18 protein-coding genes are annotated in these 15,801 nt (G+C 67.8%); 1 reads left to right on the top strand and 17 read right to left on the bottom strand.

Annotated elements, in window-relative coordinates; genetic code table 11:
* Positions 1-60: 60 nt before the first annotated feature.
* From VGI62_RS00110 to VGI62_RS00035, 16 genes are all read right to left on the bottom strand, one after another.
* Complete coding sequence (locus tag VGI62_RS00110; RefSeq protein ID WP_331502345.1) at positions 61-1,356, bottom strand: divalent metal cation transporter; 1,296 nt, start codon at positions 1,354-1,356, stop codon at positions 61-63.
* 108 nt (positions 1,357-1,464) lie between these two features.
* The gene (locus tag VGI62_RS00105) at positions 1,465-2,190 is read right to left on the bottom strand and encodes a PEPxxWA-CTERM sorting domain-containing protein (protein WP_331502344.1); all 726 of its coding nucleotides are present in this window, start codon (positions 2,188-2,190) and stop codon (positions 1,465-1,467) included.
* Between the two features lie 637 nt (positions 2,191-2,827).
* The gene (locus VGI62_RS00100) at positions 2,828-3,730 is read right to left on the bottom strand and encodes a lysozyme inhibitor LprI family protein (RefSeq protein ID WP_331502343.1); all 903 of its coding nucleotides are present in this window, start codon (positions 3,728-3,730) and stop codon (positions 2,828-2,830) included.
* Positions 3,731-4,001: 271 nt separating this feature from the next.
* A complete protein-coding gene (locus tag VGI62_RS00095) occupies positions 4,002-4,523 on the bottom strand; it encodes a cytochrome c (protein WP_331502342.1) in 522 nt (173 codons plus the stop codon).
* Positions 4,524-4,590: 67 nt separating this feature from the next.
* Positions 4,591-4,965 carry a c-type cytochrome gene (locus VGI62_RS00090; protein ID WP_331502341.1) on the bottom strand — a complete coding sequence of 125 codons (375 nt, stop codon included), beginning with the start codon at positions 4,963-4,965 and terminating at the stop codon, positions 4,591-4,593.
* Entirely contained in the window at positions 4,962-5,363 is a 402-nt protein-coding gene (locus tag VGI62_RS00085; protein WP_331502340.1) for a hypothetical protein, read from the bottom strand. The genes VGI62_RS00090 and VGI62_RS00085 overlap by 4 nt, the downstream gene beginning before the upstream one ends.
* Positions 5,364-5,368: 5 nt before the next feature.
* Positions 5,369-5,986 (bottom strand): cytochrome c oxidase subunit 3, encoded by a 618-nt coding sequence (locus VGI62_RS00080; RefSeq protein ID WP_331502339.1) that lies wholly within the window; start codon positions 5,984-5,986, stop codon positions 5,369-5,371.
* The gene (gene ctaD / locus VGI62_RS00075; RefSeq protein ID WP_331502338.1) at positions 5,979-7,940 is read right to left on the bottom strand and encodes a cytochrome c oxidase subunit I; all 1,962 of its coding nucleotides are present in this window, start codon (positions 7,938-7,940) and stop codon (positions 5,979-5,981) included. The genes VGI62_RS00080 and ctaD overlap by 8 nt, the downstream gene beginning before the upstream one ends.
* Positions 7,937-8,908, bottom strand: coding sequence for a cytochrome c oxidase subunit II (coxB, locus tag VGI62_RS00070; protein WP_331502337.1), 972 nt, complete (start codon positions 8,906-8,908; stop codon positions 7,937-7,939). The genes ctaD and coxB overlap by 4 nt, the downstream gene beginning before the upstream one ends.
* Before the next feature lie 3 nt (positions 8,909-8,911).
* Positions 8,912-9,454 (bottom strand): c-type cytochrome, encoded by a 543-nt coding sequence (locus VGI62_RS00065; RefSeq protein WP_331502336.1) that lies wholly within the window; start codon positions 9,452-9,454, stop codon positions 8,912-8,914.
* A 9-nt stretch (positions 9,455-9,463) separates the two neighbouring features.
* Positions 9,464-11,317: a PQQ-dependent dehydrogenase, methanol/ethanol family gene (locus VGI62_RS00060; RefSeq protein ID WP_331502335.1), complete on the bottom strand. Its 1,854-nt coding sequence runs from the start codon at positions 11,315-11,317 to the stop codon at positions 9,464-9,466.
* 8 nt (positions 11,318-11,325) lie between these two features.
* Positions 11,326-12,126: a cytochrome c oxidase assembly protein gene (locus tag VGI62_RS00055; protein ID WP_331502334.1), complete on the bottom strand. Its 801-nt coding sequence runs from the start codon at positions 12,124-12,126 to the stop codon at positions 11,326-11,328.
* Positions 12,127-12,145: 19 nt separating this feature from the next.
* Positions 12,146-13,111, bottom strand: a complete 966-nt coding sequence (locus tag VGI62_RS00050; RefSeq protein WP_331502333.1) for an SDR family oxidoreductase — start codon at positions 13,109-13,111, stop codon at positions 12,146-12,148.
* A gap of 54 nt (positions 13,112-13,165) precedes the next feature.
* A complete protein-coding gene (locus VGI62_RS00045) occupies positions 13,166-13,483 on the bottom strand; it encodes a plasmid stabilization protein (protein ID WP_331502332.1) in 318 nt (105 codons plus the stop codon).
* A gap of 32 nt (positions 13,484-13,515) precedes the next feature.
* On the bottom strand, positions 13,516-14,052 hold the full coding sequence (locus tag VGI62_RS00040; RefSeq protein WP_331502331.1) for a hemerythrin domain-containing protein: 537 nt from the start codon (positions 14,050-14,052) through the stop codon (positions 13,516-13,518).
* Positions 14,053-14,310: 258 nt separating this feature from the next.
* Positions 14,311-14,811 carry a DUF421 domain-containing protein gene (locus tag VGI62_RS00035; protein ID WP_331502330.1) on the bottom strand — a complete coding sequence of 167 codons (501 nt, stop codon included), beginning with the start codon at positions 14,809-14,811 and terminating at the stop codon, positions 14,311-14,313.
* Between the two features lie 63 nt (positions 14,812-14,874).
* Between VGI62_RS00035 and VGI62_RS00030 the strand changes: the two genes are divergently transcribed.
* A complete protein-coding gene (locus VGI62_RS00030) occupies positions 14,875-15,039 on the top strand; it encodes a hypothetical protein (protein ID WP_331502329.1) in 165 nt (54 codons plus the stop codon).
* A 153-nt stretch (positions 15,040-15,192) separates the two neighbouring features.
* Here VGI62_RS00030 and VGI62_RS22375 read toward each other — a convergent pair whose 3' ends face one another.
* Positions 15,193-15,420, bottom strand: a complete 228-nt coding sequence (locus VGI62_RS22375; RefSeq protein ID WP_414695607.1) for a GFA family protein — start codon at positions 15,418-15,420, stop codon at positions 15,193-15,195.
* Positions 15,421-15,801 lie beyond the last annotated feature (381 nt).

Below are 15,801 nucleotides of genomic sequence, written 5' to 3'. Positions count from 1 at the left end.
CCAGCCGTCACGAACCTCCCAGATCAACGTTCCCAACGGAAAACCGTCCAGACATTGCACTTAGCGCCCCATCGTGGCGAACATGCCTCCGGCGGCGGCAGCCATGGCGGCGGTGCTGACCCAGCCGACCGCCTTCAGGGGCCACGGCAGAATGAAGCGACCCATGACCTTCGGACGGCTGGCGAGCAGCATCATCATGACCATTACCGGCACGGCGACGATGCCGTTGATCACCGCGCTCCAGAACAGCGCCTTGATCGGGTCGATCGGCGTGAAGTTGAGCACGGCGCCAACGACGACCGCGGCGCCGATCGTCAGGTAGAACTCTCGCGCCCGCTCGAAACGGCGCGCCAGGCCGACGTGCCAGCCCAGCGCCTCGCCCAGGGCGTAGGCGGCTGAGCCAGCGAGCACCGGTACGGCCAGGAGACCGGTGCCGACGATGCCCAGGGCGAAGACCACAAAGACCGCCGGGCCCGCGATCGGCCGAAGCGCCTCGGCCGCCTGGGCCGAAGTCTGAATATCCTTGACGCCGTGGGCGGCCAGGGTCGCGGCGCAGGTCAGGATGATGAACAGGGCGACGATGTTAGAAAGTGCCATGCCGATGTAGGTGTCGATGCGGATCCGCCGGAACTCCGGCTCAGCCTGGCGCGGGGCGCGCTTCAGGGGCTTCGCGCCGTCGCGCTCCTTGACCTCCTCGACCTCCTCTTCCGCCTGCCAGAAGAACAGGTAGGGGCTGATGGTCGTGCCCAGGACCGCCACCACCAGGGTGAGGTAGTCCGCGTTCCAGGTGATGTGTGGCGAGACGAGCCGCACCGCGACCGTCGGCCAGGGGATAGGGACCACCAGCGCGACGCCCACATAGGCGAAGAGCGCCAAGGTCAGCCACTTCAGGAAGAAAACGTAGCGGGCGTACTTCACGAACACTTGGAGTAGCGCCGAGAGTACGCCGAACAGGGCCACGTAGAGGAGCTGCGGGCCGCCGACCACCAGCTTCAACGCCGCCGCCATCGCCCCGAGGTCGGCCCCGAGGTTGATGGTGTTGGCGACCATCAGCAGGGAGACGATCCCGAGCAGCACCGGCCGCGGATAGTGCAGGGCGAGGTTGCCGGCGATGCCGCGCCCCGAAACCCGGCCGATGCGGGCGCTGATCTCCTGGATGGCGCACATCAGGGGCCAGCTGAACAGCAATAGCCACGCCGTGTCGTAGCCGAACTGGGCGCCGGCCTGCGAATAGGTGGCGATGCCACTCGGGTCGTCGTCGGAAGCGCCGGTGATCAGACCGGGACCGAGGACCTGGAGCAGATTCCGTGGACGGACATCGAGCTCTGCGTCCTGTCCCGCTTTGATCTCGGCCATGAATGAGCCCAGTCGAGGAGCCTGACAGGATGTCGGCATCCAGATTGGCCCCGCACCGTCTCATGTGCGGGGCCTGTGGTCACCTTTAGTTCTAAAGCTTAGCTCAGGTCAGGCGACGAGCGACGTCCTCAAACGACGGCGCTGCATGCGGAGCACCGAGCCCAGGCCGCCGAAGCCGAGCAGCATCATCGCCCAGGTGGCCGGCTCAGGAATGCCGCCGCCGGTCGGGTTGATGACGGGGCAGTTGGCGGTGCAGACGCCCGGAAGGAAGTTGTCGGGGCCCGTACCGAACGAGAAGTTGACGCCCGTGACACTCGGAGCGGCCAACCCGGTAAAGTTCAGCACGAAAGTGCCGGTGCCCTGGATCTGCGGGTTGCGCCCGGTGATCGAAGGGTTGGCGTTCGTGTAGGGCCCGGTGCCGATGATCAGGTCATTGGGCGACCCACCCGGAGCCCCTGTGCCGGCCGTGGCCAGGAAAATTGATCCGCCGGATATAGCCGCACCCCAGTGCGTGATAGACCCGCCTGCGGTCGTGGCGCCGCCGGGGGCGATGTTGATCGTGGTTCCGGTTGCGGAGCCCAGACTCACGGTTGATGGCAGGGTCGCCAGGAAGATCTGGAGGTCGCTGACTTCCTGACCCGCCGCCGTCGGGTTGTTGATCAGGCTTGAAAGCACAACGGTCAGGGAGTTCGTTCCAGTCGTGATAACGGCTGAGGCGCTCTCAGCGCCGTCACCTCCCGTGCCTGAGGCTGTGAAAGTCACAGCGTTCGCCGCCCCGGCGGCAAGGACCCCGAGCGCCGCCACAGCGGCGGTAACCGGCAGCTTTAGCTTCATAGTGTGGCTCCATGACCAAAAAACAGGGCGAAACATTCCGCGGGAGACACCAATTGGTCCTGAATTCGACGCTGGGACTGTCGGCCAGTCGACCGCCGGAGATGAAATTAAATTGAGCTCTCGGCCGGGAACTTTTCTGCGGAGGAGCTTTGCTGAAGCACTTACTCGGCGACCACGGCCCTTTTTTGATGGTGATCCGCCACAGCAGCAGCAGGGTCGGCATCGGAAAGAACAGGCCGTCCTCTGCGACCTGGATCATCGGGAAGCTGCGCAGCGGATGGAGGCGTAAGCCCAATTCGCAGGGCCAATCGCAATCCGTCACAGCGCCCCACGGGGCGCTCAATCATCAGAGTGTGGCGAGCCGGCTGGCAGGCCTCAGAAGTCAGGCGACCCATCCGCTCGCGGCGTTTTCTGCAGGCGGAGTCATCCATGTCTCCAGCAAGGAAGCCCGAGGGTGGGCCCCGGTGAGCAGGTCGTTCGTGACCCAAGGCGCATGTTCAGCGCGTCCCGTTCCATGGCGCACGAAAGGGCGTTGGCCGCTCGCGCGGCTCCCTGCGGCCTGAGTCATTGTCCGATCAATCACCTTGCCCCCGACATTCGGCAGTTAGCTCACGCGGGGCAGGCCTGCCGCGGGCGACTACTCCTGAGGGTTTTCGACCAGGGCTTCGAGCTCGCGGGTCCGCTGCTCGTAGATGTTGAGCACGGCGCGCTTCGAATAGCGCGCCGCGTCCTCGCGGATGTTCAGCCAGTCCGCCTGCTCGGCTCTGAGTTGATCGATCGGTCCGCCCGCGGCAAGCGCCGCGGCGTAGGCGTGGCTCAGTCGCTGGTCGGCAGCCGCCAGACGCGGGTCGCCGCAGACCATCTGCTGTGCTTGGGTCAATGCGTCGGATTGGCAATCGAAGGCAGGACGGATCGACGTGGCCGCGGGCTGCCCGACGAGCGGCGCCGGCGCAACCGGGGCCGAGATGCTCGCCATGGCGTTGGACGACACCTGCGGGTCAGGGAACCGCGGACTGGGCGCTGCCGCCGGAGCGGCGCGGGGGGCCGATGGTGCGCGCAGGACCCCTGCCGCGCGATCCGGCTGCACGGGCTCTGGCGACGCGAGGAGGCCAGCAGGCGCCGCTGCGGCCGGGGCGACCGCGGCCGCTATGCGGGGCGGAATGGGTGCGATCTCGACGCGGAGGGTTTTTGTCGGCGCCTGCTGCGACGACACCGGCGCTATGGACGTCCATCCGCGCGTAAGCGCGAAGCCCGCACCGATCGCGACGAGCACCAGCAGGGTGACGCTGGCTTTCAGCCCGAACCCAAGAAATGGCGGCGCGGATCCGTGCAGATTCTCGCGAGATTGGACATTCAACGGGCCCTGGGAGGACGCTGCGGCACTGAGCGTCGGCTCTGTTTCCCCCCACTCGTCATCTTCCCCCCACTCGTCATCGTAACGGGCGACGGGACTGGGCGCCCGGGGCGTGTCGTCCGCATTGCTGCGGAACCCATGGAAGACATGCGGCGATGCATCATTGTCCAGTTCGCCTTCCAACATGGCCGGCCTCACTGATTTCGTCCCTCGAGCGGGAAAGTCCCCAATCGCCTCCACGGTTGCAGAGCCTGCAGGCAAGAGAAGTCAGGTTTTCGTCCCGCCCCGCTATTTCTTTCATTCGCAACGGTGCGGCTAGTGGGGCCCCTCCAACCGAAAGGGGCGGAAACAGATAGGCCAAACCTAACGCCACCCGCGCCACACTCCGACTCTAGCGAACCTCGCCTTGTCTGTGATGCCGCCTCTGGAAACGCCGCTTTCGACCCACCGCCAACATCTACCGATCCGGGTCAGACTCCGACTTGGCTCGCCGTGCGGCGTCTCTCGCGGCAAGCTGGGTCCGGTCGCGGAGACGGGCATAGTCCGCGGCGGAATAGCCGGGCAGGGCTTCGAGGAATGCCACCACATGCCAGACATCAGCCTGCGACAGGGTCTGGTCCCACGCCGGCATGCCGGTCATCCGCACTCCGTGGCGAACGATCCAGAAGAGCTGATTGGGTGTCCATTGGCGAGCGGCGCCCAGCAGGAAAGGCGGGCTGGGCGTCATGCCGCTGACCCAGGCGGCGCGGGGGACGCCCGGCCCTCCGTGGCAGGCCTCACAGTTCGTGTCGTAGATTGCGAACCCCCTTTGGACGCTGGCAGCCGTGAACTGAGATGGCGGCGGCATCTTGGCGGCGGCTCGGCGTACGGCGTTCTTCATGGTCATGTGCGTCGCCCAGGCGACCAACGGCGGGTGCGGCGTGCTCGCTGTGGTGTCGAAATAGCCGAAACAGACGATGACCAGAGCGACGATGCCCACCGTGGCTATCCCCGCCCCCCACGCGAGCGCCAGCTTGAGCCAAGGCGGCGGGTGGTGGGGCATCGGCCTAGCGAAGGGTCGCGAGATAGGCGGCCATGTCGCGGGCCTGCTGTTCGGAGAGCCCTGCGTTGGGCATGGCGTTGCCCGGGACCACCGCCTGTGGGTCGCGGAGCCAGCGGGTCATGTTGTCCGGTGTATTGGGCAGGACACCGGCGATGATCGTGCGGCGGGCCACGCCGTGCAGCGGCGGCCCGACCTGGCCTTCGGCCTCCTGGATGCCGGGGATCTCGTGGCAGGCGCCGCAGGCCTCGCGGACCATGAGCACCGCGCCGCGTTCGGGGTCGCCGACGCCCGGTCCGGCCGGGGCTTCGGGCGGCTGGACGCAGCCAAGCAAAACGACGACTGGCGCCCCTAGGGCCAGCAGCGGCCGGCGCAGCCTCACCGCGGGACGCTCCAGCACAGGCGCAGGGCAAGCGTCGAAGGCGTGTTGAAAGCGATGGCGATGGCGAAGGCCGAGGCTGAGAGGACGCCACACATGGCCAGGAAACGGGAACGGCCAACGCCGGTTGCGGCGGCGTCGGCCGCACGGCTGCGCCTGAGGCCGGCCAGGCTGATCCCAAGCCCGAGGAGGGCGAGCGCAAGGCAGGCGAGATTGATCAGCAGTAGCACGCCGTGCTCGGCGGGCGGCGGGGCCGTGAGCCGGGGGCTATCGCCGGGGAAGCAGGCGTAGCTCGATACCGCGTAGTTCAGCACCAACTGCGTGATCCAGGCGGCGGGGCCGGCTGCGACGCCGAACAGCTGGGCCGGCGTGCTGATGGGAAGGGGCGAGGGCGGGGACATGCGGCTTAGCCCATCAGCCGGGGGCTGAGGTAGAAGGTCGAGAAGACCGCCAGCCAGATGGCGTCGACGAAGTGCCAGTAGACGATCGAGATCGATACCGGCTCGTAGCGGCGCGGGGTGAAGTAGCCCACCGCCGACCAGATCAGGACGACACTGAGCAGGGCCAGGCCCACGATTACGTGGGCCATGTGGAAGCCGGTGATAGTGAAGTAGAGCGAGGCGTATGACCCGGCCGATGGGCCGAAACCCTTGGCCTTCCACTCGAAAACCTGGACGACAAGAAAGACGGCGCCCAGGACGATCGTCAGCGCAAGGCCTCCCAGATGACGGCCGCGCCGGCCCCGCCGCGCGCCGTCTTCGCCCCACCAGGCCGCCACGCTGCTGGAAAGCAGGATGAGGGTATTCGGGCCGGCGAGCGTCATCGGCGGGTGCGGCTCCGGTGACCAGCCGGGCCCACGCTGAATGGCGATGTAGAAGTAGCTGAATAGCAGATAGGCGAAGAGGCAGCTTTCGGTGGCGATCAGGCAGAGCATGCCCCACCAGCCGACGCTGTCGCGCCCCCGGGCCCCGACGGGGAGGGCGCCGGCCGGCCAGGCGGCGTGGTCGCAGGATGCGTCAACCATCGGCGACCTCCGGCAAGTCGGCGTGGCGGCGGTTCGGCCAGAACCAGAAGATGAGCGCGCCCGCGCAGATCGCGCCGCCTGCGCCGGCCAGCCACCAGGCCGTGAGCACGGCGCCCGCGAAGAGGGCTGCAAGGCCGAGCGCCAGCAAAGCCGGCGCCACGCTGTCGGCCGGCATCTCCAGGATCAGGTTCGGCTCGGCGTCGAGCGCCGAAGTGCCGAGGGTCTCGCGCCCGCGGGCCAGCAGGAGTCCTTCGTCCAGGCGTGACCGGGCCTCAGTTTCCCGCAGGCGGTCCTCCCAGAGCGGGTGGCGGCTCGCCACCGTCGGGATGACCGCGAAATTGTAGGGCGGTGGCGGCGAGGCGACGGACCACTCCAGGGTCGGCGCGTCCCAGGGGTTGTCGCCGGCCGCCTCGCCGCGGCGCAGGCTGACCGCGACATTGATCAGGAAGAGCAGCACGCCGAGCGCGAAGAGCCCCGAGCCGAGGCTAACGATCAGGTTGGTGGTGTCCCAGCCCATACCTGACGGATAGGTGTAGATGCGCCGCGGCATCCCCATAAGGCCGAGCAGGTGCATCGGGAAGAATCCGAGATTGAACCCGATGAACATGGTCCAGAAGTTCCACCGGCCCAGGCGCTCGCTCAGCATCCGGCCGGTGATCTTGGGGAACCAGTAGTAGGCCCCGCCCAGCACCGGGAAGACGTTGATACCGATCAGCACATAGTGGATGTGCGCGACCACGAAGTAGGTATCGGTGAGCTGCCAGTCGACGGGCGCGGACGCCGTCATGACACCGGAGACACCGCCGATCACGAACAGCACGATCATGCTGGCGAAGAACAGGAACGCGGTGGTGATCACCGGCCGGCCCAGCCAGATGGTGGCGGTCCAGGCGAAGACCGCCACGGCGCTGGGGATGGTGATGATCAGCGAGGCGCCGGAAAAGAACGACAGGCTGATGTCCGGTAGGCCAGTCGCGAACATGTGGTGCACCCACACGCCGAAGCCCAGCGCCATGGTCGCAACCGTCGACAGCGCCACGGGGGTGTAGCCCACGAGCGGCCGGCGGCAGAAAACCGGCAGGCCGTCCGAAACCATGCCCATGGCGGGCAGGACGATGGCGTAGACCCAGGGGTGTCCGAACATCCAGAAGAGATGCTGCCAGAGCAGCGGCTGACCCTGGGCCGTATCGAAGACATGCAGTCCGAACTGGCGGTCCAGCCACAGCAAGAAGAAGGCCAGGCTGACGGCCGGCACCGCGAGCAGGTTGGCCACCGACGCGGTCAGCGTCCCCCAGGTCAGGATCGGCACGCGGTCGATCGACATCCCGGGCGCGCGGGTTCGCAGGAAGGTCACGACGAAGTTGGCGGAGCCGACGGTGGTGGAGATGCCCAGCAGGATCAGGCCGAGCGCGTAGACGTCGATGTTGACGCCCGGATTGAAGGTGCGGCTGGCATAGGGGACGTAATTGAACCAACCGGCGTCGGGTCCGCGTCCGACCACGAAGCCGGCGTAGATGAAGACGCCGGCCGCGAGATAGACCCAGTAGGACAGGGCGTTCAGGCGGGGAAAAGCCATGTCCCGGGAGCCCAGCAGCAGCGGCCACAGGAAGTTCGAGAATCCGGAAAGGATCGGGGCTGCGTAGAGGAAGATCATGCTCACGCCATGCATGGTGAACAGCTGGTCGTAGGCCTCCGGGCTCAGGAGCCGCCGGTCGGGACCGGCGAGCTGCAGGCGCATGACCATCGCCTCGATCCCGCCCAGCAACAGAAATACGAAGGCGGTGACGATGTAGCGCTTGCCGATCTCCTTGTGGTCGACGTCGCCGATCCAGCCTTTGAGGCCCGGCGCACGCGCCCAGATCTCCTCCAGGCGGGGTCCGGGAAAGTCCGGGGTCACCCGGGCGGTGCGCGGAATCCGCGCGTCCTCCCACGCGCTGTTCGGTGCGGCGCTCACTTGAGGGTCTCCAGATAGGCGGCGAGCTGGCCAAGTTCGGGCCCCGAGAGGTTGCTGGGCGGCATCCGCGCGCCGGGTTTCAGCGCCTGCGGATTGGCGATCCAGCCCTCGAGGCCCGAGACGGTGTTCGGCACGGTCCCCGCAGCCAGGGTCGCGCGGCTCATCAGATGGGTGAGGTCCGGTCCAGCGACGCCGCCGGCTGCCACTCCGCGCACGGTGTGGCAGGCGCCGCAGCGCTCCACGAAGAGCTCTTCGCCGCTCGCCGCGGGACCCGTCGCGGGCGCCGCCAGCTGGAGCTGGCCCTCACGCCAGGCTTCGAAATCCGCCGGCGGATCGGCGACCACGAAGGCGGCCATGTGGGCGTGCTGCAGACCGCAGTATTCGGTGCATTGGCCTCGATAGGTCCCGGCGTGGTCGGCCTGCAGCCAGGTCAGGTTGGTGCGGCCGGGGATGGTGTCGGTCTTGCCGGCCAGGGCGGGTATCCAGAACGAGTGGATCACGTCGGCGCCGGTCAGCCTGATGAGGATCGGGCGGCCCACGGGAATGTGGATCTCATTGGCGGTGACGAAGGTCTGGCCAGGAGCGGCGCCCAGGTATCGGGCTTCCCACCACCATTGATGGCCGGTGATCTCCAGGGTGAGGGCGGGCCTGGCGGGCGGCGAGCCGACGGCGGCCATCACCGCGATCGTCCAGGCCAGGGCGGCGACAAGTGCGATAAGGGTGAGGGCGAGGCCGATCCAGATCCAGGACCACCCGCCCGCGCTGCCGCCGACCGGCAGGGCCTCGCCCGCGCTCGCCGCGCGCAACCGTCGAACCGCGGCGCCGGCCACGACCAGGATCGTGACGATCAGGATCACCGCCAGCGAAAGGACGATCAGGCCCCAGGTCAGCCCGGTCACCGGATCGGCGCGCGGCCCGAAGGTGGTGAGATAGGACATGGGCCAGGCGGGAGAGACGGCGCTGCCCATGCGTCACCGCACGCGTGCGCGCTGGGCGTCGATCAGGCCCTGGTGGCTGGAATCGGCCGGATCCTGCTCAGCGGCCTGGGCGCCGGTCGTGGAGGGCCTGCCCGAGGCGTCCGCCAGGGTCTCGAGATAGGCCACCAGCTTCCAGATCTGTTCCGGTGGTAACCGTCCTCCCCAGGCCGGCATGCCCTGTGGGCGCCCATCGTGGATCGAGCGATAGAGCTCCGCTGGGGCGCCCCCGTACCGCCAGCCTGCGTTGTTGAGCGCCGGACCCATCAGGCCGGACGCCTCCGCGCCGTGGCAGTAGACGCAGTTCATGGCGCTGAAGAGCTGCTTGCCTTCCGCCGCCGCTTGGGCGTTGCCGGCGAAGGGATTGGCGATACGGCTTGCGCTGATCGGCTGCCCGGGCGGCGCGCCCAGGGGGATGCTGTTCAGGGCCGCATCGGCGGGGACCTGGGCCGGCGCGCCGCCGGTTGTGGAGTCGCCCCGCGCGCGGCTGCAGGCGGCCATCAGCGTGACCAGGAGCGCGAGGGCAAGGCGTGAGGTCATGGCGCCGCCTCAATCGGGCGCGTTGTAGACGGCGCCCGAAGCCTTGGACCCCTGGGTGGTGAGCATCCCGGGCGCACTGGCCGGCGAGACCCCGTCGAGTGAGAAGACGTAAAGTGTGCCGCCGCGCGGCGGGAAGCCGTTCTTCGCGCCCATCACCTGGCTGGCGACGCCTCCGACGCCGGCCACCACGGCGACGTACTGGCGCCCGTCCGGACCCAGGTAGGTCATCGGCTGGGACGTGATCCCCGAGCTCAGCTTCTGTGACCACAGGACCTTGCCATTGCGCGCGTCTACGGCGCGGAACCAACCGTCCGTGGTGCCGTAGAAAACCAGGTCGCCGGCGGTCGCCAGCGCCCCGCTCATGGTCATGAAGTTCTCCGGGATGGACCAGGCCCGCTCGCCGGTCAGCGGATTCCAGGCGATGAACTCGCCCCACTTGTTGGTGTGGCCGCCGGCGTGGGTGGTCAGGTCCATGCCGTCGTAGGGCGTGCCGGGGATATAGGCGACCTTGTGGTCCGTCAGGTCCATGCAGATGTTGAAGGTCGCTGCGTAGATAAGGCCGGTGCGCGGCGAGAAGGCGGCCGGCTGCCAATCCTTCGAGCCGATATGGGTGGGGCAGATGTCCTGCACCTTCTCCTCGAGCTTGGCCTGCTTGTCGGCGATGACGAGGGGACGCCCGGTGGCGGGGTCGATGCCAGTGGCCCAGTTGAGCGAGGAGAACGGCTTGGCGACGACGATGCGTCCGGTGGTGCGGTCGAGCGTATAGCCGAATCCGTTGCGGTCTAGGTGGACCAGCAGCTTGCGCGGCTGGCCGGCGACGTTCGCGTCGATCAGCACATTCTCGTTGACCCCGTCGTAGTCCCATTGGTCATGCGGCGTGAACTGGAAGGCCCAGCGCGCCTGGCCGGTCTTCGGGTCGCGGGCGAACATCGCGCTGGACCAAAGATTGTCGCCTGGCCGCTGGGCCGGCACGCGGGGACTGGGGTTGCTGGTGCCGACGTAGATCAGGCTCAGATCCGGGTCGTACGAAATCCAGCCCCAGACCGTTCCGCCGCCTCGCTTCCAGGCATCTGGCGGCCAGGACGTGGCGCCCAGGTCCTTGCCGCCAAGCCAGGGGTAGGGCGCACGGAAGTCCGGACCGATCTTCACGTCGGCGTCGGGACCGGTCGAATAGGCCCGCCAGAGCTCCTGGCCGCTATCGAGGTCGAGCGCCGTGAGCTGGCCGCGCACACCCATCTCGCCGCCGGAGTTGCCGACCAGGACCGCCTTGCCGACCACCAGGGGCGACATGGTGATGGTCATGCCATTGGCCGGATCGCCCAGCCGCGTGCGCCAGGCGGCGTGGCCGGTCTTGGCGTCCACCGCGACGGCTTCACCGTCCAGCAGGCTGAACACCAGCTTGCCGTCCGCGTAGGTCGGCCCGCGGTTCACCGCGTCGCAGCAGGCCTTGCCCACCGCGATGGGGTCTGGGTGCGGCTGATAGGTCCATTTGATCGGCGCGCCCGGCTTGGCGAGGTCGAGCGCATAGGCGACATTCGGATAGGGCGTGACGAGATACATGGTGTCGCCGACCACCAGCGGGGCGGCCTCATGCCCGTAGGGGATGCCGTCGGAGAACGACCAGGCGACTTTCAGCCGGGCGACGTTGCGCACCCCGACCTGGTCCAGTGGACTGAAGCGGGTGTTGGCGTAGTCGCGCGCCTGGCGTCGCCACTCGCCGGGCGGGTCGTTGGGGGCGAAGTCGGCCGTGGCGCCCGTGGCCCCGAGCTGGGGCCGGATGGCGGGGGTCTCGGCCACTTTGGCGGCGGGGGGGTTGCGGCTGCAGCCGGCCCCGAGCGCCAGCAAGGCCGCGCCGATCGCCATTCCGCGCCTCATCCGACGGCCGCAGGCGAAGGACCGCGCTGCGTCCGGAGCATGGCTACGGCCAGGGCCGTCACCACCGCCATCACGACGATCACGCTCGCAGGTATCCACATGATCACCCCGCCCAACTGCTGATCGGCGAGCGGGGTCAGGCCCCAAGGCAACGTGGTCAGCAGATGCGGCGCGTAGAGTGGGCGGCCGGCAAACGTCATGATCGCGCCCAGCAGACCCATCTGCAGGCTGGTCAGCGCCGCGGCCGCAACCAGGCCGGCGAGCCGCTCCGCCGGGCGATCGAACAGCGCAGCCCACAAGGCCAGCGCAGCGCCGAACGCAGTCACGTGCATCGTCCAATAGACGACGTTGCTGTCGAAGGTCGCGGCGTAGGGTCCGGGCGCATGCCAGATCCACAGGACGATGGCGAACACCGCTGCGGTGATCGGCGCGGCTGCGGCGCTGCGGTACCGCCAGGTTCCCGGCATGCCCAAGACCAGCAGCGGCGCGACCACCGCGGCGAGCAGCATGTGTTGAGCGACGCGGGCGGAAAACAGGGACACCGAAAGCGCGCAAAGGGGAGAAATCAGCGCCAGGGCGCCCAAGCCCCAACCGGCATAGAAACTCGTCCGCCGCCAGGGCGTGACCGCCCACCGGCCGCCAAGCCGCGGCGCTGTCATGGCCGCGTAGATCGCGCCGGCCAGGGTGACGCCTGCGATCACCGCCGGATCGAGGTTCCAGCGGGCCGCGAGCGTTTCGGGTATCGGCGGCGCGCCGCAATAGGCGGCTGCAAATTGCTGGAGGAGAGGCGTTGTCATCACCGCGCCGCCTGTCCGGTCAAGGCTGTCCGCTGCCACCCGAGGCGCCGTAGATCTGGCCGTTGGCGTAGCTGGCGTCCTCGGCGGCGAGCTGCACATAGATCGCGGCCAACTCGGCGGGCTGACCGGGACGTCCGAGCGGCGTGTGGCCGCCGAATTCCTGCAGCTTCTCCATGGTGGCGCCGCCGGAGACCTGCAGCGGCGTCCATATCGGACCCGGCGCCACGCCGTTGACGCGAATGCCCTTGGGTCCGAGCTGCTTCGCCAGCGACTTGATGTAGTTCATCGTGGCGGCCTTGGTCTGGGCGTAGTCGTAGAGGTCGGGCGAGGGGTCGTAGGCCTGTTCCGAGGTGGTGCCGATGATCACTGCGCCCGGCTCCAGGTGGGGCAACGCCGCCTTGATGATCCAGAACGGCGCATAGATGTTGGTCTTCATCGTCCAGTCGAACTGCTCGGTGGAGATGTCGAGGATCGAGGCGTGGGTCTGCTGGCGGGCGGCGTTGTTGACCACGATGTCCAGGCCGCCCAGTTCCCGCGCGGCCTGATCGACCAATCGCCGACAGAACGCCTCGTCCCGTAGGTCACCGGGGATGGTCGCGCATTTGCGCCCGGCGGCGCGGATCCACTCAGCCACCTCCTGGGCGTCGGGCTCCTCATCGGGGAGGTAGTTGATCGCCACATCGGCGCCTTCGCGGCCGAAGGCGATGGCGGCCGCGCGGCCCATGCCGGAATCACCGCCGGTGATCAGCGCCCTGCGGCCCAGGAGCCGGCCGGAACCTTTGTAGCTCGTTTCGCCATGGTCGGGCTTGGGGTCCATCTTTCCCGCCAGACCCGGCCACGGTTGCGACTGCGCCTTGAAGGGCGGCCTGGGATGCTTGGCCTTGGGGTCCCGCATCGGCGGCGCGGCGGGCATGTCGCCAGTGGCGACCTTCGCTGCGCCACTCGGAGCGCTTCGTCGCATGGCGCCCGGCTTGTCCGTGTCCATGTCCAATTCCCTGCGCGTGGCCGCAGTCGCCGCCAGCGGCCGACGATATCGATCTTAGGAGGCGTGATGCTCCGCGTTGCGCTTTCGCGTCGCGGCGGCCTTTTTCGCGGAAGCCGACCGCTCGGCGGCGCTGCGGGAAGCCGAGGCCTTGCCGCCGGCTTTGCCCCCCTTGTGCGCTGCAGGGCGGCCTGTGGATTTGCCTCGTCCGGAGCCGCCGGCTTTCTTGCCGCCGCCGTCGTCCTTATTGACTGTCGCCCAGGCCCGCCGCTCGGCTTCCTTTTCGCCGATCCCGCGCTTTTCATAGCCCTCGGCGATGTGGTCGGCTTTGCGCTCCTGTTTGTCGGTGTATTTGGACTTGTCGCCTTGGGGCATTGACGCCTCCTTTCGCGTGGATTGGCGGTGACTCAGTTCGGCTTGGAGCGGGCCATGTTGGCCATGAGCTCTTGCTTCCGCGCCTTGAGCCGCTCGCCCATGGCGTCGAGATTCTCGTCGCCCTTTTTGGCCTGGGCGAAGATGCCGCCAGGCTGCTCCTCCTCCTTCACGTGGTGCTTGATGTACTCGCCTAGCACCTTGACCTTGGCGTCGTAGAATTCGTCGCCGGGGTTCATCGCCTCGATCTCGGCGATCAGCTTCTTGGCGCCGTCGTGCTCCACATAGGCCTCGTCGAGCATGTCCTCTTCGACGTCGCCCCGCTCTTCCGGGTAGAAGATCTCTTCCTCGATCTGCGTGTGGACCTTCAGCGCCAGGGCGATCTTGTTGAAGAGCTCCAGCTTCTCACGGTCCTCCTCGAGCTGCTCGTACTCATCGAACCAGCCTTCGACCTCGCGGTGATCCTTCTTGAGCAGGCTGACGGCCAGCGGATCGCGCCGGCCCGTGCGCCGTCTGCGGCCGGAGCGGGTCCTGGAGGCATTCGATGGGACTTTGGCCTGAACGGTCGCCATGTCCGTCTCTCCCGTTTTTGGTGTCGTCAAGGTCGTCGCCCGGGGGCCGTCGTGGCTGGCCTGGGCCGTCCGAATCTTCCTTCGTGGCGCTGAAAACCGCGAGCGTCGCGGTCGGTTCCCGAGCCACTGCACCGCAATGTCTCCCCCCGGTGCAGCTCTCCGCCGTCACCAGCTTGAGCTCGCGGTCCCGGGCGGCTTTCAAGATCGGTAGGACCAGCCGCTCAACATCAGCCGCCGGCGTCGGACTGAGCGTCTCCGTCACGCCGGCCCAGACTTCTCGCGGACGACGCTGATCCTGCCATTGTTCTCAAGCGTCGCGAGACGCACGTCCTCCGGGCGCTCGGCCTGCTCCAGCCGAAGGGCTTCCAGCAGATCGCCCTCACCGATCCCGTGACGGACCATTGCAGCGGAATCCTTCACGCCATCGCGCACCAGCACCACCGGCTCGGCTTTCATGACCTTGGCCAGCCAGGTCCAGCGGAGGGTCAGCATGACGAACAGCCGGTGCAGGATGACTAGCAGCAGGGTGGCGGCCAGGGCGGGCCAGAACGGAGCCTTGCCGGTCATGGCCCGGCTGAGGTTCGAGCCGACGACCAGCGCGACCACGATGTCGAGCGGCGTGGCTTGGGAGAACGTCCGGCGACCTGCGATGCGGATGTAGACGATGCCGACCAGGAACAGGATGACCGCACGGACGCAGAGCTGAGCCGTACTGGCGTCGCCGTTATCCGGACCGATCAGCTCACGGAGGAGTTCCATGTCGCGCTAAACGCTGTTGGATCGTAGCCGTTGCGGACTTGGCCGGGTCAGGGGAGGTCCTCGATGCGGATCGGTAGGTCGCGGATGCTTGCCACTGGCGTGGAAGACCGCGTTGGCGACGGCGGCGTTCATGCCGACGATGCCGATCTCTCCGATGCCCTTGACGCCCAGGGTTCACCCGGCCGTCCTCTGAACGAAGTGGTGTGCACGTTCAGCGGGACCAAGTAGTCGGCGAAGCACCCCGCGGCCGTCCACGCGCTCCGTGCCTCGCGGGGGAACGCGTCAAGGTGTCCGTTCCGTAGAGGCACGCCCAGCAGCGGCAACCGTGGTTCGCGACGGGCGGTCCAGGATTCGTATTCCGGGACCACTTCACCGGGGGGGTCAAAGCTTCCGAGTGAGATCTCCACCTGCGGCCCGGCGCTGCACCCGGCTGCCGCAGGCCGCACAGAACTCGCGGGCATAGTCGGGCGAGCTCTCCCAACTCCGAGTCTCGCCGGTCACGTCCACGGCCCACCGAACATAGACAAAGAACGGATTGAAGGCGGCGGCGGGGGCGCTGCGGCAGGTGAGACAATAGCGGAGGCCGGCCGGCGTGAAGGATGGTGTCAGTCATGCCGGAAAACCCCGGCGCGGTGGGAAGTGGCTCCCCGGCGTCGGCCCCGCGCAACCGCTCCAACCGCCGCGGGTCTGCCACCAACCGTGCAGCTGTCGGGGCCCTTCGCCCATGGTCCGTAACGACTACTCGTTCTGCAGCGCGGTCGCGGGCTGGATGGCGCGGATGCGCTCCAGCCTCGGCGGGGAGCTAACTCCATCGTCAATGGGTGATGGCGAGGACTCTGGCCTCAGAGGCTCCGACGCCACGCACGAAGTGCAGCACCACCAAGACAACGGCAGCAGCAGGGCATGGATAACGGCAGCCGTAACGTGAAACGCGAAAGCCGAGCGCCCACCCGAACGCCGCTTCGACGCCAACCCTATATTTCCCGGAAT

The sequence above is a fragment of the Phenylobacterium sp. genome (assembly GCF_036495085.1).
Lineage (GTDB): Bacteria > Pseudomonadota > Alphaproteobacteria > Caulobacterales > Caulobacteraceae > Phenylobacterium.
This window is presented reverse-complemented; position numbering and strand designations above follow the sequence as displayed.